This is a genomic window from Streptomyces sp. CA-181903, assembly GCF_050937075.1.
GTDB lineage: Bacteria > Actinomycetota > Actinomycetes > Streptomycetales > Streptomycetaceae > Streptomyces.
Map to the genome: position 1 here is coordinate 914,301 of NZ_JBNJLY010000001.1, position 18,949 is coordinate 933,249.

The 18,949-nt window shown below is 72.9% G+C and carries 18 protein-coding genes; 10 read left to right on the plus strand and 8 right to left on the minus strand.

All coding sequences use genetic code 11. The annotated features are described in order from the left end of the window. Positions 1–268 precede the first annotated feature (268 nt). On the plus strand, positions 269–1,267 hold the full coding sequence (locus tag ACQEVS_RS03840; protein WP_433027231.1) for a LacI family DNA-binding transcriptional regulator: 999 nt from the start codon (positions 269–271) through the stop codon (positions 1,265–1,267). Between the two features lie 392 nt (positions 1,268–1,659). Here ACQEVS_RS03840 and ACQEVS_RS03845 read toward each other — a convergent pair whose 3' ends face one another. The 5 genes from ACQEVS_RS03845 to ACQEVS_RS03865 all read right to left on the minus strand — a co-directional run bounded on the left by ACQEVS_RS03845 (position 1,660) and on the right by ACQEVS_RS03865 (position 9,849). Continuing rightward, positions 1,660–2,406, minus strand: a complete 747-nt coding sequence (locus ACQEVS_RS03845; RefSeq protein WP_433027234.1) for an alpha/beta hydrolase — start codon at positions 2,404–2,406, stop codon at positions 1,660–1,662. 231 nt (positions 2,407–2,637) lie between these two features. Next, the gene (locus ACQEVS_RS03850; RefSeq protein ID WP_433015199.1) at positions 2,638–4,020 is read right to left on the minus strand and encodes a protein kinase domain-containing protein; all 1,383 of its coding nucleotides are present in this window, start codon (positions 4,018–4,020) and stop codon (positions 2,638–2,640) included. Beyond that, positions 4,017–4,346 (minus strand): hypothetical protein, encoded by a 330-nt coding sequence (locus ACQEVS_RS03855; RefSeq protein ID WP_433015202.1) that lies wholly within the window; start codon positions 4,344–4,346, stop codon positions 4,017–4,019. The genes ACQEVS_RS03850 and ACQEVS_RS03855 overlap by 4 nt, the downstream gene beginning before the upstream one ends. Then, a complete protein-coding gene (locus tag ACQEVS_RS03860; RefSeq protein WP_433015205.1) occupies positions 4,253–6,355 on the minus strand; it encodes an AAA family ATPase in 2,103 nt (700 codons plus the stop codon). The genes ACQEVS_RS03855 and ACQEVS_RS03860 overlap by 94 nt, the downstream gene beginning before the upstream one ends. 11 nt (positions 6,356–6,366) lie before the next feature. Then, entirely contained in the window at positions 6,367–9,849 is a 3,483-nt protein-coding gene (locus ACQEVS_RS03865) for a protein kinase domain-containing protein (RefSeq protein ID WP_433015208.1), read from the minus strand. A gap of 241 nt (positions 9,850–10,090) precedes the next feature. Between ACQEVS_RS03865 and ACQEVS_RS03870 the strand changes: the two genes are divergently transcribed. After that, on the plus strand, positions 10,091–10,717 hold the full coding sequence (locus ACQEVS_RS03870; protein WP_433015211.1) for a TetR/AcrR family transcriptional regulator: 627 nt from the start codon (positions 10,091–10,093) through the stop codon (positions 10,715–10,717). Between the two features lie 121 nt (positions 10,718–10,838). Here the strand turns inward: ACQEVS_RS03870 and ACQEVS_RS03875 are convergent, their stop codons facing one another. Together ACQEVS_RS03875 and ACQEVS_RS03880 are read right to left on the minus strand one after the other, a co-directional pair. Next, complete coding sequence (locus ACQEVS_RS03875; RefSeq protein WP_433015214.1) at positions 10,839–11,279, minus strand: hypothetical protein; 441 nt, start codon at positions 11,277–11,279, stop codon at positions 10,839–10,841. 82 nt (positions 11,280–11,361) lie between these two features. Beyond that, complete coding sequence (locus ACQEVS_RS03880; RefSeq protein ID WP_433015216.1) at positions 11,362–11,853, minus strand: peptidylprolyl isomerase; 492 nt, start codon at positions 11,851–11,853, stop codon at positions 11,362–11,364. Between the two features lie 160 nt (positions 11,854–12,013). On the opposite strand from ACQEVS_RS03880, the gene ACQEVS_RS03885 reads away from it, so the two are divergent. The 3 genes from ACQEVS_RS03885 to ACQEVS_RS03895 all read left to right on the plus strand — a co-directional run bounded on the left by ACQEVS_RS03885 (position 12,014) and on the right by ACQEVS_RS03895 (position 14,995). Continuing rightward, positions 12,014–12,187: a hypothetical protein gene (locus ACQEVS_RS03885; RefSeq protein WP_433015219.1), complete on the plus strand. Its 174-nt coding sequence runs from the start codon at positions 12,014–12,016 to the stop codon at positions 12,185–12,187. 725 nt (positions 12,188–12,912) lie between these two features. After that, positions 12,913–13,920 (plus strand): DUF6895 family protein, encoded by a 1,008-nt coding sequence (locus ACQEVS_RS03890; RefSeq protein ID WP_433015222.1) that lies wholly within the window; start codon positions 12,913–12,915, stop codon positions 13,918–13,920. A gap of 97 nt (positions 13,921–14,017) precedes the next feature. Further along, positions 14,018–14,995 (plus strand): serine hydrolase domain-containing protein, encoded by a 978-nt coding sequence (locus ACQEVS_RS03895; protein WP_433015225.1) that lies wholly within the window; start codon positions 14,018–14,020, stop codon positions 14,993–14,995. Positions 14,996–14,998: 3 nt separating this feature from the next. Here the strand turns inward: ACQEVS_RS03895 and ACQEVS_RS03900 are convergent, their stop codons facing one another. Further along, complete coding sequence (locus ACQEVS_RS03900; RefSeq protein ID WP_433015228.1) at positions 14,999–15,814, minus strand: TetR/AcrR family transcriptional regulator C-terminal domain-containing protein; 816 nt, start codon at positions 15,812–15,814, stop codon at positions 14,999–15,001. 97 nt (positions 15,815–15,911) lie between these two features. On the opposite strand from ACQEVS_RS03900, the gene ACQEVS_RS03905 reads away from it, so the two are divergent. The 5 genes from ACQEVS_RS03905 to ACQEVS_RS03925 all read left to right on the plus strand — a co-directional run bounded on the left by ACQEVS_RS03905 (position 15,912) and on the right by ACQEVS_RS03925 (position 18,947). Beyond that, complete coding sequence (locus tag ACQEVS_RS03905) at positions 15,912–16,799, plus strand: alpha/beta fold hydrolase (protein WP_433015231.1); 888 nt, start codon at positions 15,912–15,914, stop codon at positions 16,797–16,799. A gap of 116 nt (positions 16,800–16,915) precedes the next feature. Further along, complete coding sequence (locus ACQEVS_RS03910; RefSeq protein WP_433015234.1) at positions 16,916–17,749, plus strand: helix-turn-helix domain-containing protein; 834 nt, start codon at positions 16,916–16,918, stop codon at positions 17,747–17,749. Further along, positions 17,742–17,957, plus strand: a complete 216-nt coding sequence (locus ACQEVS_RS03915; protein ID WP_433015237.1) for a DUF397 domain-containing protein — start codon at positions 17,742–17,744, stop codon at positions 17,955–17,957. Before ACQEVS_RS03910 ends, ACQEVS_RS03915 begins: the two co-directional genes overlap by 8 nt. Positions 17,958–18,073: 116 nt before the next feature. Further along, on the plus strand, positions 18,074–18,301 hold the full coding sequence (locus ACQEVS_RS03920) for a hypothetical protein (RefSeq protein ID WP_433015240.1): 228 nt from the start codon (positions 18,074–18,076) through the stop codon (positions 18,299–18,301). A 49-nt stretch (positions 18,302–18,350) separates the two neighbouring features. Then, complete coding sequence (locus ACQEVS_RS03925; protein WP_433015243.1) at positions 18,351–18,947, plus strand: TauD/TfdA family dioxygenase; 597 nt, start codon at positions 18,351–18,353, stop codon at positions 18,945–18,947. Positions 18,948–18,949 lie beyond the last annotated feature (2 nt).

The window sequence follows — 18,949 nt, forward strand, 5'->3', positions numbered from 1 at the left end:
CGACGCGGGGGAAGGCACAGAGGACAGTGCGGCGGACGACGTGTCGGACGGCATGGGGAACGGCCTCTCCTGCTCCACTCGCGGCGCGGCCGGCCCCGGGCGGTCGGCCGTCGCTTTCCCGCCAGTCTCGGCCACTGTTGACAACGTTGTCCAGGCCCTATGCTCGTTCGACGCACACACCGCGCACAGCACCCGACGGTCATGGAGGACGCGCCTCGTGCCCCACACCGCTCCGAGCCCGCGCCCCCGCTACGGGACCCGGCCGACCATGAAGGACGTGGCGACGCGCGCCGGCGTGGGCCTGAAGACGGTGTCACGGGTGGTGAACGGCGAACCGGGCGTGACCGCCGAGACCGAACGCCGCGTCAGGGACGCCATCGCCGCCCTCGGCTTCCGCCGCAACGACAGCGCCCGCGTGCTGCGCAAGGGCCGCACCTCGTCGATCGGCCTCGTCCTGGAGGACCTGGCGGATCCGTTCTACGCGCCGCTCAACCGCGCCGTCGAGGAGGTCGCCCGCGACCACGGCGCGCTGCTCGTCAACGGTTCCAGCGCCGAGGACCCCGAGCGGGAGCGCGAACTCGCCCTCGCCCTCTGCGCCCGCCGCGTCGACGGCCTCGTCGTCATCCCGGCCGGTGACGACCACCGCTACCTGGAACCGGAGATGGCGGCGGGCGTGGCCACGGTCTTCGTCGACCGTCCCGCCGGGCTGATATCCGCCGACACCGTCCTCTCCGACCACGCGGGCGGCGCCCGCGAGGGTGTGGCACACCTGATCGCGCACGGCCACCGCCGGATCGGCTTCATCGGCGACCAGCCGCGCATCCACACCGCGACCGAGCGGCTGCGCGGCTACCGGGCCGCGATGGACGCCGCCGCGCTGCCGGTGCACGACGGCTGGACCTCGCTCGGCCCCACGACGCCGGACCGGGTACGCGGCGAGGTGCTGCGCATGCTGTCCGGCCCGGCGCCGGTCACCGCCCTCTTCACCGGCAACAACCGGGTGACCGCCACGGCCGTCCGCGTGCTGTCCGAACTCCCGGGCCGCGTCGCCCGCGTCGCCCTCGTCGGCTTCGACGACCTCGAACTGGCCGACCTGCTCTCCCCCGCCGTCACGGTCATCGCCCAGGACCCCGCCCGCCTCGGCCGCACCGCCGCCGAACTCCTCTTCCAGCGCCTCGACGGCTACGCGGCGGACGCCCGCCGCGTCGAACTGCCGACGCGCCTGATCGCGCGCGGCTCGGGTGAGATGCCGCCTGGAGGCGGGTGATTTTCCGCGCGCGGCTCGCGTGAACTGCCGCCGGAAGGCTAGCGACTTGTCCGCGTGCGGCTCGGGTGAAGTGCCGCCCGGAAGCAAGTGACTCCCCCGCCCGTGGCCCGCGTGAGCCGCCGCCCGAAGGCAAGCGAATCTCCCACGCGCCGCTCGCGTGAACCGCCGCCTGGAAACAAGCGACTTCCCCACACGCAGCCCGCGTGAACTGCCGCCCGCGACCAAGCGACTTAGCGCCATCGGCCCTCACGGTCCGCCACGCCTCCTCGTCCGGAGGGGGAGTTTCCGGTACGGAGGGGGAGTTCCCGGTACGGAGGGCCGGGACCCGCCCCGGAAGGGCAGTGTCCCGGCCGACACGGCTTACCGTCCGCTGGTGGCCTGACGGCCCCGCGTCACTTCAGGTGCCGGGCGAGGAACCGGGCCGCTTCCTCTCCCGCGGACCGCGGGACGCCGGTGTGCCCGCCCATGTTGGCGTGCAGGGTCTTCTCCCGGGAGCCGAAGGCGTCGAACAGCTCCAAGGCCGCCTGCCGGTCGTTCCCTTCGTCGTCCCACTGCAGCATGACGTGCAACGGAATCGTCACCCGGCGGGCCTCCTCGTACATGGCCCGGGGGACGAAACTCCCGGCGAACAGGACGGCCGCCGAGATGCGCGGCTCGACCGCCGCCAGCCGGGTCCCGATGGAGATCACTCCCCCCGCGTACCCGACCGGGCCGCCGATCTCGGGCAGTGACAGCAGGGCGTCCAGGGCGGTCTGCCATTCCGGGACCGACGTGTCGACCAGCGGGAGGATGAGCGCGTCGATGATCTCGTCGGTCACCGGCTCGCCGGCCTCCAGCGCCCGGCGCAGATCGGCGCGGACCTGCTCGGTGGCCGGTCGGCGTGGCCGGTCGCCGCATTCGGGGAGCTCGATGGTGGCCGCGGCGAAGCCGTCCGCCGCGGCGTGCCGGGCCCGGTCCGCCAGCCGGGGGTAGGACTTGCGCAGCCCGAGAGGAGGGGGGCCGATCAGGACCAGCGGTACCGGTGCGGACACGGACGCGGACGCGGACGCGGGCGTCCACAGGATGCCGGGAACCCCACCGAGGGTGAATTCGCGTTCGAGGACCGCGTCGTCAAGACGACGCTCAGAAGTGAAGTGCACGGTCGTGCCTTTCAGGAGTGCCACGGAACGGCGCTCCCGGACGACCTATCGCCCGACCGTGACTCCGGAGGGGAGCACCCATGTCGATACTGCGTTCACGGGTACCACCTCCTCGTTCTCTCGCACGGCCGCCGGCAACGTAGCAGAGGCCGTCGCGGTTCCGCCAACGGTTTTCGCCGAGGCCCCGCGGCCGGACGCCACGACGCCGGAGAGCGGGCCCCGCCGCCCCGCTCAACGCCGGCGCCCTGGCGCCGCCTTCTCCAGCGCCTTGCGGAAGTCCGCCGCACTCTGGAAGCCGATCCTCGGCCGCTCCTGGAGTGCTTTGTCGATGACGTCGGCCAGCCCCCGGGGTATGCCGGGTTCCCGTCGGCGGATCGGCACCGCCGGCTCCTGCAGTACGACCATCCACGGGTCCTTGCCCCGCGGGAACTCCCGGGGCACCGCTCCGGTCAGCGCGTTGTACAGGCATGCCGCCATGGCCCACACGTCCACCGCCGGCGTCGCCTTGCGGAAGTCGATCACCTGCTGCCGCGCCATGAACGTCGGCTTGCCCGCTGTCGCCCCGGTGCGGGTCAGTCCGCTGAGACCTGCCTGGTCGAATGCCTTGCCGATGCCGAAGTCGGCGATCTTCGCGGTGACGGTGCCGCCCTGCTCCTCGTGCAGCAGGATGTTGGAGGGGCTCAGGTCCCGGTGCACCACTCCCTGAGTGTGCGCGTGTTCCAGGCCCTTGAGCGCCTGCAGCGCGATCGGCAGCGCTTCCTCCACCGGCATCCGCCGGTTCTCCCGTCGCTCCAGCAGCCGGTCCAGGCTGCCGCCGGTGCAGAACTCGGTGGTGAGGTAGAAGGTGCCGTCCGCGAAGCCGGCGTCGAGCAGGGAGGCGACGTGGGGGTGGCGCAGTGCCCGGGTGAGCGCCACCTCGCGCAGGAAGCGGACACGTGCCGTCTCGCTCGCCGCCGCCTTCGGCAGCATCACCTTCAGCGCCACCTCCTTGCCGGTGGTCTCGTGCCGTGCCAGGTACACGGCGCCCATGCCGCCGCGGCCGAGTTCGCGGATCACGTGGTAGCCGGAGATGGCCGTGAGGTCGGGGCGCCCGCCCTTGGCGAGCTCCAGCAGCAGCTTCAGCACGGCTCCCGGTTGCAGTTGGCAGGAGGCGCACAGGACCGGGCCGTCGTCCTCACCCGCCGCCTCGCTCATCTCCCGGCCGCACTTCACGCAGTGGACCCGCACCGACGTGGCCGGCCGGCTGATTCTGACGCCGACGCGGAAGACGGTGTCGCCGAGCTTGATCTCGTCCCCGTCGGCCAGGTCGTGCTCCGGGTACGACTCGGCCGCCGCCTCCTGGGCGGTGAGGCCCTCGCGCCGCTGACCGATCTTCTCGCCGTTGACGTAGGTGCCGTTGAGGCTGCCGAAGTCGCGGATGCGGATGTCCGGCGGGTTGATGTCGAGCAGGCAGTGGTGGCGGGAGACGGTGCGGTGGTGGTCGTCGTCCGGCAGCCGTGGCGAGCAGTCGGCGGATCTGCCCAGTACGCAGGTGGTGCGCTCGTCGAAGACGAACTCGCCGCGTTCGAGCCGCCCCTTGACGAGAGTCAGGGTGACGGTGGCGGGTGGCGTCATCGTTCTCCTTCGGAAGGTGCGGGGGAGCCTTGCCGGGGCAGGACCAGTCTCCCGCCGGCGGCGTCGGCCCGTACGGCGGCTCCGGCGGCGAGGTCCCCGGCGATCAGCGCGCGGCCGAGCGGCTGGACGAGCAGCCGGTCGACGGCCTGCTCCAGCGCGCGGGCGCCGGCCCGGGGGTCGGAGCCGTGGCGGAGCAGCAGCCGCCGGGCGGCCGGGGTGACGGTGAGGTCGATCAAACGGTCGCGGAGCCGGTCGCGGACCTGGGCGAGCAGCTTGTCCAGCACCTGCTCCAGCGCGGCGTCGTCCAGCGGTGAGAAGACCACCACGCGGCCGATCCTGCCGAGGAGTTCGGGCCGCAGCCCCTGCCGGAGCGCGGCCTTGACTCGTTCGTCCGCGCCGTCCCCGCCGGGACGTGCCTGCCGGGGGCGAAGCCGAGGGTTCCGGTCGCCGGAGCCGGCGTGGCGCCGAGGTTCGACGTCAGGATCACGACCGACTCGGAGAACGGCACCCGCCGCCCCCGGGAGTCCGTGAGCTGCCCCTCGTCGCAGATCTGCAGCAGGATGTCGAGGATGTCCGGGTGCGCCTTCTCCACCTCGTCGAAGAGCACCACGCTGTGCGGGTGGTCGCGCAGCGGGCCGCTCAGCTGCCCCTCGCGTTCGTGGCCGATGTAGCCGGGCGGGGCGCCGAGCAGCCGGGAGAGCGCGTACCGCTCCTTGTACTCGGACATGTCGATGCGCACGAGCCGCCGCTCGTCCCCGAAGAGGAACTCCGCGAGGGCTTTGGCCAGTTCGGTCTTGCCTGTGCCCGTCGGCCCGGCGAAGAGGAAGACGCCCGTCGGCCGCCGGGGGTCGCCGAGTCCGGATCTGCCGGTGCGCACCGCCTCGGCGACGGCTCGCACGGCCCTGTCCTGTCCGGCCACCCGGCGCCGCAGGTGCTCCTCCATCGTGAGCAGCCGCCGGGCCTCGCTCCGTACGACCCACTCCAGCGGCAGCCCGGCGCGCTCGGCCACCGCCGCCGCCACCTCGTCCCGCCCGACGCGCATGGCCACTTGGTCCCGCACGGCGCGCACGGCCGCCTCCGGTCTCGTCCCGTCAGGGCTGAGGGTGCGGATGCGGACCGCGGCGCACGCCTGGTCGAGCGCGTCGATCGCCTTGTCGGGCAGCCGCTGCTCCGGAAGGTGACGGACGGTGAGGGCGACGGCGGCCTCGCACGCGTCCGTGTCGATCCGTACGCCGTGGTGGGCGGCCAGTGCCGCACGCACGCCGGCCAGGATCTCGACGGCCTGGGCCGCGGTGGGCTCGTCGACCCGGATCACCTCGAAGCGGCGGCGCAGCGCCGCGTCACCCTCGATGTCGCGGCGGTACTCGCCCGGCGTGGTGGCGCCGATGCAGCGCAGGTCACCGCGGGCCAGCGCGGGCTTGAGGATGTTGGCCGCGTCGCTCGCGCCGCGTCCGCCGGCGCCGAGGACGGTGTGCAACTCGTCGATGAAGAGGATCACCTCCGGCGAGCGGCACGCCTCGTCCAGCACTCCCTGCAGCCGTTCCTCGAAGTCGCCCCGGTATCTTGCACCCGCCACCAGCGCCGCCATGGACAGCTCGACGATGCGGGCGTCGGCCAGCTCGGCGGGTGCGCCGGCGGACACCAGCCGCTGGGCGAGCCCTTCGACGATGCCCGTCTTGCCGGTTCCGGCGTGCCCGACGAGTACGGCGTTCGCCTTGCGCCGGCGCACCAACACACGGGCGAGCGCGCGCAGTTCGTCGCCGCGGCCGATGAGCGGCGGCAGCTTTCCCCCGCGGGCGAGGCCGGTGAGGTCGCGGCCGTAGCGATCGAGGAAGGGCGTGCCGGCGCCGCTGTCCGCCCGTTCGGGGAAGAAGGCCGCCGACGGATCGGTGATGCCGTGGTCCTCCAGTACCTTCCGCCCCACGGGGGTGAGCGCTTCGAGTACGGCCCGCAAGAGGTCGACGGCGCTCACCGTGTCCGGCCCGGACAGTTCCGCGGCGCGGGTGAAGACGCGGCGGGCGGCGCGACCGCGGCGGGGCTCGGCTCCGATGCCCGGCGCGGCGCCCGCGGCGAGTGCCGTGCGCAGGGCGCGGCGCACGATCCGCGGGTGGACTCCGGCCCGGTCGAACCGCTCCCGTACCCGCTTCGCGTCGGCGGTGACCGTCTTCCGCCCGGCGGCGTCCAACCCGTCGCGGACGAGCAGTTGTTCAAGGTCCGACCGGCACAGGGTGCCCAGGCCGATCAGCAGATGGTCCGGTTCCACCTCGGCCGCCCTGCCCGCGCGCGCCTCCGAGCGCGCCCGGTCCAGCACGAAGACGACGCTGTCGGCGTACATGGCGCCTCCGCTCACCACGAACCCCCGTCCCCTGTCTCCCGTTCCCAGTCCAGCTCCCACAACCACAGCGTGCCGTCGTCGCTTCCGGACGCCGCGTACCGGCCGTCGGGCGTGAGCGCGAGGGCCCGCACTTCCTCGGAGTGGCCCTGGAACGCGCACAGGCACGTGCCGTTGCCCGCGTCCCAGACCCGCACCGAACCGTCCGCTCCCCCGGAGACCGCGAACCGGCCGTCCGAGGTGAGCCGGCCCACGGTCGCCCCGCCCGACCGATCACCGAAGACGCGCAGGCGCGCGCCGGTGGTCGCGTCCCACAGGACCATGCCGTCGTTGTGCCGGCCGCTCGACAGCACCCGGCCGCCGTCGGCACTCAGCGACAGCGCGGCCGGCACGCCGGGGCGCCCGTCGAGCAGGCGCAGGCACCCCCCGCCGTCCAGGTCCCACAACCGCACCCGGCCGCCGGTGTCGGCGGACGCCGCCCGCCGCCCGTCCCGGCTCAACGCGACCGCGGTCACCGGCGTCTCGCCGCGGGCGAGTTGCGCGAGACGCCTCCCGGTCGCCAGGTCGTACACCAGCAGCGCGCGGCCGGCGTTCACCAGGAGCGCGCGGCGCCCGTCGGGGCTGAAGGCGGCCGGTTCGGCGGAGACGGCCAAGGGATCGGTGCGGACGCCCCGCACCCGTACCAGCTCGGCGAAGTCCGCCGTCCAGACGACCAGGCCGTCCGCGCCGTACGCCATGACGCGAGTACCGCCCTCGCTGATCGCGAACGCGGAGAACGCTTCGAGGGCCTTGCGCTCGTCCCATCCCCTGGCCACGTCCCAGATCCGTGCCGTCGTCTTCGTCCACAGGCCCTCGCCCAGGGCGAAGACCTTGCGTCCGCCGGGGTCGATCGCCACCGCGTGGACGGACCAGCGGTAACCCACCCCGAATCTCCGCACCGGCCGTGCCGCCCGCAGCCCGGCGAACACCTCATGGGGGACCGGCGGCGGCCCCGCCGCCGGCACCCGCCGGAGCCGCTCCCGGCCGGGCGGCTGTCGGGCCGGTTCCGCCCGCTCCGCCGCCCCGGACCGCCGTGGCGGGCTCGGGTGCGGCGGCGCGGTGTACGACCCCAGGCCGTCCCACTCCCACCACCGGGCGGTGCCGTCGTGCGCGAGGGAGATTCCGGTGTCCCCCGCCGCGCTCATGAGCACGGCGGCCACCGAGTCCCGGTGGCCGGTGAACGTGCGCAGGCAACGGCCCTTGTGGACGTCCCACAGGCGCACGGTGCCGTCCTCCTCACCGGACAGCGCCAGGCGGGTGTCGGAGCTCAGCGACAGCGCGAGGATCTCACCGGTCCGGGGGTCGGGGTGGGAGCCGATGCCGAGGCCGGTGACGATGCCGGTCATGGTGCCGATGCCGGTACTGGTGCCGGTGCGCCAGCGGCTGACGCAGCGGCCGCTGTTCAGGTCCCACAGACGCAGAAGACCGCTGCCGCCGACGAGCGCGTAAGCGCCCTCGGAGCTCAGCGCCGCGGCGGTGATGTCCTCTCCCGGGCCCTCCAGGGTGAGACGCCGGCCGCCGGAGTCCAGGTCCCACAGTTGCACGGTCCCGTTCCTCACGTACACGGCCCTCCCCGCGTACGCGGACGAGTCCCACCGGGAGCGCCGGTCACGCGCCTTGGCCGGCCTTGTCGCGAGTGCCCAGCGGCCGTCGTCGCTCACCGTGGCCCAGCGCCAGTCGGCTTCGCCCCCTGACTCGTCGCGCAGTTTCATCCGGTGCCACGGCTCCGGCTCGCCGACGCGCCACCGCTGCACCTCCCCCGCGACCGCCACCATGACCCCCTCGTCGTCCGCCTCCAGCCGGACGAGACCCGCCTCGGAGCCCGGCCACCACCCCGGCAGGCAAGCGGCGTACAGGCAGTCGCCGTTGTCCGTCCCGTGGCAGCGCAGCCGGCCGTCTCCGTGTGCCGACACCACGATCCGGCCGTCGCTCGTGACCGCGACGGCCTCGGGCGTGGTGTGCGTGAGGGTGAGCCGGCGACGGCCGTGCCGCAGGTCCCACAGGTGGGTGGTGCCCTCCCTGTCGCCCGTCAGCGCCCACCGGCCGTCGAGGGTCAGCCGCGCCGGAGGGCCGAGCGGGTCCCGTCGGCCCGTGTGCCAGGGCACCTCTCGGGTGCCGGCACAGCGTCCGGACGGCACCCGGCCCGACCGCAGCGTGTCCGCGAGGGCGAGCACCTCGGGCTCGCCGGGGCGTTCCCGCAGGAGGCCGTCCACCAGGGCACCGGCCGACTCCGTGTCGCCGCGCTCCAGGTGCACCTGGGCCGTCATCAGCCGGGCCTGCCAGGTGTCGCCGGAGCCCTCGGGGATGCCGGCGAGGAGTGTCATGTCGCTCGTGCAGGGCGGTTCGTCCTGGAGGGTCCCGTTCAGCGCGCCCCTGCGCCACGCCAGCACACCGGCGTTGTACGTGGCCTGCGGATGCCGGCGGTCGGCCGTCAGCGCGGCCGCGAACTCGCGTATCGCCTCTTTCTCACGGCCGAGTTCGAGGAGCGAGACACCGCGGTTGTTGTGGTCGTCGGCGCGGAGTTCGACGGGGTCGGGCACCGGACGCCGGTAGTCGACGCCGAGCGATTCCCGGTGGATGTCGGCGAGTTCGGCGGCCAGCCGGGTCATCGACTCCGGCCTGTGCTGCGCGTTGCGCCGCAGGCACCGGGCCAGCAGCTCGGCCATGGCACGGGGCATGCGCGGCAGCCCGTCGCCGCCGGAGCGGCCCTCCTTCACATAGGCCCGCAGCGCCGCGCCCGCGACCGGCCCGGCCAGCCATGTCACCCCGCCGGTGAACATCTCCAGCACGGACACGGCCAGGCTGTACACGTCGCCACGACGGCCGACCGCCCACCCCATCGGCGTACCGCCGGCCTGTTCCGGGGAGGCGTACGCCTGGGTCATGCCCCCCGCGAACGAGGCGGTGGCGCCGGCGGTGGCCATGCCGAAGTCGGTCACCTTCAGGGTGCCGTCGTGGTCCAGCAGGAAGTTGGCCGGCTTGACGTCCCGGTGCGCGATGCGCTCGACATGGGCGTGTCCCAGCCCCCGGGCCGCCTGGATCGCGACGTCCAGGATCCGTGCGAGGACGGCGGGTTCGTCGCCCTCGTAGAGCCGCCCGTCGTCCATCCACTCTTTGAGGCTGCCGCCGGGGACGTACTCGGCGAAGACGAGGGGGACGCCGTCGAGGACGCGCACGAAGTGACAGCCGCACACGTTCGGATGTCCGCGCAGGGACGCCCAGGTCTCGGCCTCGGCGAGGAACCGCTCGCGGTCGGCCGCGGCGGCCGTCGCCTCCGGCCGGGGGCACTTCATCGCGAGGTCGGTGCCCCACCGCAGGTGCCGCACCCGGTAGACGAGGCCCATCGCCCCCTGCTCGTGGACCCGCAGCACCTCGTACCGGCCGTCGACGACGTCTCCGACCCGCCAGCGGACCGAGCCCCCGCTCGCCCCGGCCCCCGCACCACCCGCCATCGGCATTTCGGCCTCCCCCGCCGCCCGAACCTCGTCGCCTGAACCGCGTCGCCCGAATCCCGTCGCCAGAATCCCGTCGCCCGAACCACCGGCCGGCTCGTGCACACCGACCCGGTGAACGACACCTTCACACACGCGCCTGCGGGGGGATACGGCTCCGCCGTGCCCACCGGTGCCCACCCACCCCCAAGCACTACCGGTTAGCCTTAAGTAACAGTCCCACCTCCGCATTTGCTAGTGTGATCCCATGACCGCGCCCCCCGGACGCCGCGAACGCAAGAAGGCGGCGACCCGCCAGAAGATCGCCGACGCCGCCCTCCGCCTCTTCCTGGAGCGCGGGTACGACGCGGTGGGCATCCGGGACGTGGCCGCCGAGGCCGACGTGGCCGTCACCACCCTCTTCTCCCACTTCGCCTCGAAAGAGGCCCTGGTCTTCGAGCAGGACGCGGACTTCGAGCACCGCCTCGCCCGGGCCGTCGGCGACCGCGCCCCGGACGAGCCGTTGATCCCCGCGCTGCGCCGCGAGATCCAGGCCCTCGTACGGCACTGCACGGCGGACGACGCCGCTCCGGTCTGGCGCATGATCGACACGTCGCCCGCCCTGCGGGAGTACGAGGAGTCGATGCGGCTGCGCCACGCGGAGTCGCTGGCGGCGGCCATCGCCGCCGAACCCGGCCTCGCGCGGACCCCGACGGCCTGCCGGGCGGTCGCGCGGTTCGCGATCGACGCCTACTCGCTGGCCCGCGAGGCGGCCGATCCGGAGGCCGCGGTGGACGAGGTCTTCCGGATGATCGAGGCGGCCTGGGAGGCGGCACGCCCCCTGGGCGGAACCGGCGAGGAGACCGCGCGGCCCTCGGTGGCGGAAGGCGTCTGAAGGCGACCGCCGGCTCGCCCCGCTGAAGGGCGCCCCCCGACGGGCCCGGGACGCCTCGGCTCACCGCCGCCCGTCTCGACTCACCGCCGCCCGTCTCGACTCACCGATTCCCCGTCTCGGCTCACCGGCCGCCGCCCTCGGTCGCGTCCTCCGACACCAGCCGGTCGGCCAGCCGGCCCCACGAGAGCAGCGCCCCCACGGCGATCATTCCGGCGATCGACGGCATGGGAACATGCCGCCCCGCCCCGTCCGCACTCCAGGCGTCGACGTGGCACCCCGCCGCGAAGAACCAGGCGAGGCCGCCCCCGACGACGAGCAGATGGTTGTCCTTCTCGCGCAGCAGCCGCATGCCCGCCCACAGCATTACGGGCATGGCCAGGACCAGACCGACGGCGAACGTGGCGAGCCACACCTCCGTCCCCGCCCAGGCGTTGTCCGGATCGGCCCTCTCCTCGGCGCGCGCGGCAGCGAAACCGGCGGTCAGGGCGGTGTGGCAGGCCAGGACGGCGAGGCCGGTGACCGCGGCCCCCTTCAGGGGTCTGGCCCAGTGGAACGTACGCATGGGCCCATGGTTTCCGCCCCGAACGCCGAACGCCTGAGTATCCGTACTCAGGCGTTCGGTGTGCGGCTCGCGGCGGCAAACGTCAGGCGACGGTGCCGCTCTCCTTGATGACGACGGCGGCCTTCAGGGCGCCGCTGTGCGAGCCCAGCGCCTCGATCCGCTTCACGAGCTCCTGGCCCTCGGCGACCTCGCCGAAGACGACGTGCTTGCCGTCCAGCCACGGGGTGACGACGGTCGTCACGAAGAACTGGGAGCCGTTGGTGTTCGGGCCGCGGTTGGCCATCGAGAGCAGGAACGGCCGGTCGTGCTTGAGGGTGAAGTTCTCGTCGGCGAAGGACTTGCCGAAGATGCTCTTGCCGCCGGTGCCGTTCCCGTCGGTGAAGTCGCCGCCCTGGAGCATGAAGTCCGGGATGACGCGGTGGAAGGCCGAACCGGCGTAGCCGTAGCCGTTCTGGCCGGTGGCGAGCTCGCGGAAGTTGCGCGCGGTCTCCGGGACGACGTCGTCGAAGAGCCGGAAGACGATGCGGCCGGCGTCCTTGCCGTCAATGGTGATGTCGAAAAAAACATTCTGCATGGCCACATCCTCACATCCTTCGGCGTGTCGCCCAATCCGCCCCCGCCCCGACGGCTCGGGATGCAGCGGGGTGAGGGGCGCGTCAGGCTGAAGGGAGGCCGGTTCCCGGCCGTCGGCACGCCTCAGAGGCGTGTCGTCCCCCGTGGAGAGAGGTGACGTCATGGTGGTGCAGACAGCGGTGCTCGGACCGGAAGTGGATCTCGCACTGGACGTCGTCGAGGCGATGACCCCCGTGGAGTCGCCCGTCGGGGACGTGCCGTCCTTCATGCCGATGTCCGCCCTCGGGCTTCTCCCCCAGCTTCTGGGGCCGGAGGAGCCGAAGGACCCGGCGTAGCGAGGAGGCCGTCATTCCCGCGAGCGTGGACCTGTCCTCGGCCACGGACGAGCTTGCGGCAGCGGTCCACGTGGCCCTGACGGACCACGGGCACCGGCCGCTGGCCGGGTTCCTGGCGTCCGCTCCGCAGGCGGACACGGCCCTGGCGGCCATCCGGGTGCTGGGGTGCGACGCCCTGGCACCCGCGCTGTCGCGCGGCACGCCGGTGGCTCCGGAAGAGGGCGAGGCGGTCCTCGAAGCCCTTCGGAGGCTTCCGGTGGACGGCCGGCAGCCCGTCGAGCTGCGCATGATCTCGGCCGCCGTGAACGATCTGACATCGTCCGAGCGGGTCCCGTCCCCTGCCGCTCACGAGGCGCACGCGGAGTGGGTGCAGCGCATCGACGGAAGTGACTGGCGCGCCCTGTCGCTCAGCGCGGCCTGGCTCGCGCCCATGGCGTGGCCCGCCACCAGTACGCTCCTGGCCCCCTGCGCGGCACGCTGGGCCCAGGGCGTGGGCAGGGGGCTCACGCGGGCGCTGCTCCGCCGCGACTTCGCCTTCGCGGCCCGTCTGACCCGCTGGGCCGCGCTCGCCTGGCGGGAGGGCGGCGACGTCGGACTCGATCTGCCCGGCGCCGTCGAGTACGTGGAGTGGTGCGGTGCCGGCGGGCCGGTGACCGCGCTGCACACCGCCGTCTCCCGGCATCTGCTCTCGTCCGGGGGGCCGCGTGACCACGACGGTGAAGCGTGTGGAGAACGCGAGACTGTCCGCCGTGGCCGACGGTGCCATGACGTGGCTGCACGAGAACTGCGCGTACTGCGCCCTGCCCGCCGACGTCAGCCCGCACCTAGCCGACCACACGAACGAGTACAAAGCGCTCGCCGAGATGACGCTGGCGGCGCAGGTGACGTCCGAGGCCCTGCCCACGCCGCGGAACCGCGCTCGCGCGCGCGACATCCTGGACCACTGCTGGCGGCAGTTGGGCCGGGGCGATCTGCTCTACGAGCGCCAGCTGCGCCACTTGTCCCTTTCCGACCCGGTCGAGACCTACGCGCACTTCGTCCGGGCCGGCTACCGCCACGGCGGGCTCGATCAGCTTCTGCGGCGCGTCCACCGGCTGACGGCCTTCAAGGCCGCCGAGCTGTACCCGAACCGCCGTCTCGCCGTCGCCAACGCGCAGCGGCTGGCGGGACTGCCGCACCCGGACCCCGGCGACTGGGCCGAGCCGGCCGCCCGTACCTGGCTGGGAAGCACCCCGGAGCCGTGGGCCATCGACTGGAACGACGCCTACTGCCTCACCCACACCGTCTACCACCTCGCCGACTGGGGGCGTCGCCCCCTCGCCCTCCCCGCGCCCGTGATCGACTACCTGACCAGGTGGCTGCCGGTCTGGCTGGACGTGTGGTGCGAATCGCAGGACTGGGACCTGGTCGCGGAGCTCCTCTACGTCGACGTCTGCGTTCCCCGGCCGGAACTTCCCGCCGCCCAGTGGGACGCGCTGGCCGCGGCCCAGGACGTCTCCGGCCGCGTACCGCCCAAGGGCCGGCCGGGTACCGGCACGGCACCCGGGGCCGCGTCCGGCCCGGCGGTGACCGATCCACCGGAATCCCATCCGACGGCATCCGATGCGGCGGCATCCGATGAGGCGGCATCCGATGCGGCGGCCGACTTCCGTCGCCACCAGCACACCACCTGCGTCACGGGCATGGCGGCCGCCCGCGCCGCTTGTGCCACCCGGACCGATGCGCCGGCTTGATCCACTGTGCGTGGTCCGCAAGGTTCGAAAGGGTTGCGCACATCCTGAAGATCCTCAAGCACTGCTGCGCGCCATCATCGGCGAGGCGGGCCGCAACATGGCCGCCGCGATCACGGTCGGCCGCGACGGCTGCGGTTACACCCTGTGCACCGGGTTCAGCAGCCTCACGTCACGCGCTCCCCTCACCCCGCACGCGCCGTTCGAGGTCGGTTCCGTCAGCAAGACCTTCACCGCGCTGCTGTTCGCGGTCCTGGTCGAAGAAGGCAGGATGCGCCTGCACGAACCCCTGGCCGATCACGTCCCGCCCGGCGCCATGCCCCCGGGCCGCGCGGCCCGGCAGATCACCGCCCTGCACCTGGCCACCCACTCTTCCGGGCTGCCCCACCTGGCGCCGCGGATGCTGCTCAGGGCACTGCCGACGTGCGTCACCAACCCCTACCTCCGCTACCACGACCGGGACCTCCTCACAGACCTGTCCCGGGCCCGCCTCAAGTTTCGCCCCGGCACCTCAAGGCACTACTCCAACATCGGGTTCGCCCTCCTGGGCCGCATGCTCGAACACGTCACCGAGCAGGGCTACGCCCACCTCGTCGCCGAGAGAATCGCCGGCCCCCTGGGCCTCACGCACACCACCGCCCGCAGCGACCTCGAACAGACCGAGGGCTACTGGCACGGCCACCCCATGCCGCCGCTGCGCACTCCGGGCTTCTCGGGCGCCGGGGCCATCCGCTCCAGCGCCCGCGATCTCACCCGCTTCCTCACCCAGCACATCTCCCCCGACCCCGGCCTGCCCCCGGCCCTGTACCGCGCCCTGCGGGCCGTCACCCGCACGGACTCGCCGCAGGCGACCACGCTGGGCTGGCTCAGCAGAACGACCGCTCACGGCGATCTCTACTTCCAGCCCGGAAGCACCCGGGCGGCGACGGCCTTCATCGGCTTCAGCCCCTCGCGCCGCACCACCGTCACGGCCCTCGTCAGCAGCGGCTGGACCCTGCGCAACTCCCTGATCCAGAACGCCTACCTCCTCCTGCGCCACCACGCCGCCAACCCCCTCACCCACGCCGCGCCCTCCTGATCGTCAACGGCCGGATCCGGCCGCCGTCGCCTCGATTCCGTCGAGGAGGACGGCCAGGCCGGCCGAGAAGACGCCGTCGGTCTCGCGCTCCCAGGCGTCCGCCGGATCCTCTTCGTCCACGGGCGCGGCCTGCGAGGAGGCGAGCCGCGTCGACAGCGGGAAGCGGTCGGCGAAGTCGGGGGCGAGCTCGTTCAAGAGCGTCACACGGGTGTTCCACCAGTCCCGGTCCGGGACGCCGGTCACGGCCGCCGCCCGGCGCGCCTCGGCCGTCGTCCGCGCCGAGCCGTGCACGAAGTGGAACAGCGAACTCACCACCGCTCGCAGCGTTTCCGCCCGCAGCCCGGCCCCCGACAGGGCGCGGAGCAGCGCCTCCAGTACGGCCTGCTCGTGCGGGCCGAGCACCGGGCGCGCGTACGAGACCTGGAGCACCCATGGATGCCGCAGGCAGAACGCCCTGAGCTCCGCCGCCCACCCGGTCACCGCGGCCCGCCAGTCTCCGTCCACCGTGCGGTCGGTGGCAATCTCCGCGTGCACCCGGTCGTACATGAGGTCGAGGAGTTCCGCCTTGCCGGGCACGTAGGTGTACAGCGCCATCGATGAACACCCCAGCCGCTCCCCCACCGTGCGCATCGACAGCCCCGCCGCCGACGCCGCCTCGTCGGCCACCGCGATCGCCGCCTCCACGATGACGTCCACGCTCAACCCGGGCTTGGGGCCCGGCGCTTTGCGCGCCGGCCGCCCGTTCGCCTTCGCCTCCGCGCGGCCCCAGAGCAGCGTCATGGACGCGGTCGGGTCGCCCTGCCCGGCGATGATGCCCACCCTTGAACTCCTTACGCACTACGTTATTGTCATCCCCGCCGAACACCTTACGCCCTACGGGAATTGGCCGTCGCCGGCCGGAACAGGGAGACAGTCCGTGATCGCAGCGAGGCTCCACGACGGAAGCGCCCTCCCGGTGGAGGTCCACGGAACCGGGCCCGTCACCGTCCTCCTCCCCGTCGACCCACGTCCCGCGCAAGGGACGCGCGCCGAGGAACTCCGGCGCTGGGGCGTCGATCCGGCGCTGGGCCGCTCCCTCGTCCGGGGCATCGCCGAAGCCGGGTTCCGCGTCGCCGCCTTCGCCTACGAAAACCACCTCATGGCCCACCCCCGGCCGGACGCCCTCACCCCCGACACCATCGCCGCCGACCTCCTGTCCGTCGCCGACGCGGCCGGCGCCGACCGCTTCGCCTACTACGGCTACTCCTGGCTGGCACTCAGCGGCCTCCAACTCGCCCTGCGCACCGACCGTCTCGCGGCCCTGGCCATGGGCGGCTTCCCGCCCCTCGGCGGCCCCTACGCCGAGATGCTGCGCGTCACGCGGGCCGCGCACGCTATGGCGGCTTCCGCCGCCGGGACCCGGGAGACCCCGGGCGGGACCACGGCCCCCGACGACTACGACTGGTCGTCCGTGGAAGTGTCCGCCACCGAGGCGCAGACGCGGCAGTTCGTAACGCTGTACGAGGCGCTGCGCGACTTCGACGAACGGGCGGCGCTGCCGCGGGTGCGCTGCCCGCGCCTGTGCTTCGCCGGATCCGCCGACGCGATCCCCTACGGGGAGGGGTGGGGTGGCGTCACCGTCGACATCGGCGGCGCGGTCGCGGCCGGACGCGCGGAACTGGCGTCCGCCGGCTGGACGGTCCGCCTCCTCGACGGCCTCGACCACACCCAGGCCATGCAGCCCGCGCATGTCCTGCCGGTCCTGCTGCCCTGGCTCGCGGCTTCCCTCCCGGCGTTGGACGAGGCCCCGCGTCCAACCAGTTGACGGCTTTCCGGCGTCAACCGACCGTCGCGGTGCATTCGATTCCGGCTCGGACGCCCCACCCCGCCCCATAAGCTCGGCCGCGCCGCGCCACAGCTCACCTGTCGGGGGTTCCCACCATGTCCGATCCGGAACGGCTCGACCCGTCTCGGGGCATCATCGCTCGTTACGCGACGCGGCTGCGGGAGCTGCGCGTCGAGGGTGGCCTGACCCGGGCGGAGGTCGCGGACCGGGTCTTCCTGTCGTACAGCGCGATCGCGAAGTTCGAGTCGGGTGAGCGCTTCCCCACTGAGGACGTGGCTCAGGAGCTGGACGAGGTTCTGGGGGCAGGTGGTTCGCTGTTCGACCTCTGGGACGACGTCCAGGACAGCCCGGACGCGAGATGGGCCAAGCGACGCTTCGACTACGAGTCGCGCACAGTGAAGTTCCGCCACTACACAGACTTCATCCCCGCCCTGCTCCAGACAGACGACTACTTGACAGCGCTCCTGAAAGCCGAGTTGTCGGCAACCGGGGGCGATCTGGAGGAGAAGGTCAGGTATCGCCAGAGAAGGCGGGCCCTGATCGAAGGGCCCGAACCACCGGAATTCTGTGCACTTATCACGGAATCCGCCTTGCAGTGGCGCATCGGAGACTGCCGGATTATGCGCGGACAGCTGACACATCTGCTCGCAGCAACCGACAAGCCCCATATTCACCTGCGCATCGTGACGTTCGACCGCGTCCCGCCGTCGGGCGGCCTTATGCGACTGGGCAGAACGACGATCATGACGTTGCGCAGCGGCCAGTCCATCGTGTACCGGCCCGGGATCATCAGAGGTACCTATATCTCCCAACCGCCAGAAGTCGCCGAGTACGAATCCCTGTACGATTCCCTACAAGCCTGTGCTCTATCACACGAGGAATCGACTGCGCTTATCCGCAGAGTGATTGAGGAGAAGTACCGTGCCTAGTCCCTCCGAACTGCACGCGATCACCTGGCGAAGCAGCAGCTACAGCATGGAAGAAGACCAGTGCCTCCAGGTATCGGACCAGCACTCCGGCCTGATACCCGTCCGCGACAGCAAAACCCCCACCGGCCCCACCCTCACCCTCCCCACCCCCGCCTGGTCCGCCTTTGTGACCGCGCTCACCGCCGAAGGCGGCCTCGCCCCCCGGTAGCGGGCGGGGGCTCGGTCCGCCCCGGGACCGCACCGGGACTGCACCCGGACCCCGTCCTCGGGTACGTTCCGGTGACGGGAACTGCCGGCAGGCAGCCGTCGCGGAAAGGTGAGCAGATGACCCAGCCCGCCCCGGTCGAAGCACTCACGGCGTGGAACGGCCACACCCTCGGCGAGGAGGACTGGCTGCTCCCGCTGTCACCCGCCTTCTCGCGCGCACTCGACGGCCGCGGCAGCGGCACGGGACCCGGGACGGGGCCCACGCGAGCAGCCCTGGGGCAGCCCTCGCGGATCTGGCCACACGTGTCACCCAACGCCTGCGCGAGGGGCGCGGATTCGTCGTGATCCGTGGCTTTCCGGTAGCCGGGCGCACCGACCGGGAACGCGCCACGACGTGCCGCCGACTCGCCGCCGCCCTGGGCACGGTGAGGCCGGAGGACCCCGGCGACCTCGTCACCGTGACCGGCGACGCCGGGCTGGGCAAGACCGACCTCGCCCTGGCCCTGCACACCGACCGCACTCCGGCACCCCACCCCCGAGGCTGCTGGGGCTGCTGTGCGTGCGCCCGGCGGCACACGGCGGGGAGACGCTGCTGGCGAGCGGGCACACCGTGCACAACAGGCTGCTCGCCGAGAGCCCCTGGGCCCTGTCCCGCCTCTACCAGGAATTCCACTTCGGCCGGGGAACCGGCTTCGACCGGCGTCGCCCCGTCTTCCGGCGACACGGCACCGACCTGCGCGTGCACTACAACCGGCGCGGAATCGAACGCGCCCATGAGGAAGCGGGCGCACCCCTGACCCCCGGTGACCGGGCGGCCCTCGACGCCGTCGACCGGATCCTGTCCGACCCGCGCACCGCCCTGCGCTTTCCCCTGCGCCGGGGAGACCTTCTCTGGCTCGACAACGCCGTCGTGCTGCACGGCCGCACCGCCTTCACCGACTCGCCCAACCCGCACGCCCGCAGGTGCCTGGCCCGCGTGTGGGTGGACTGACA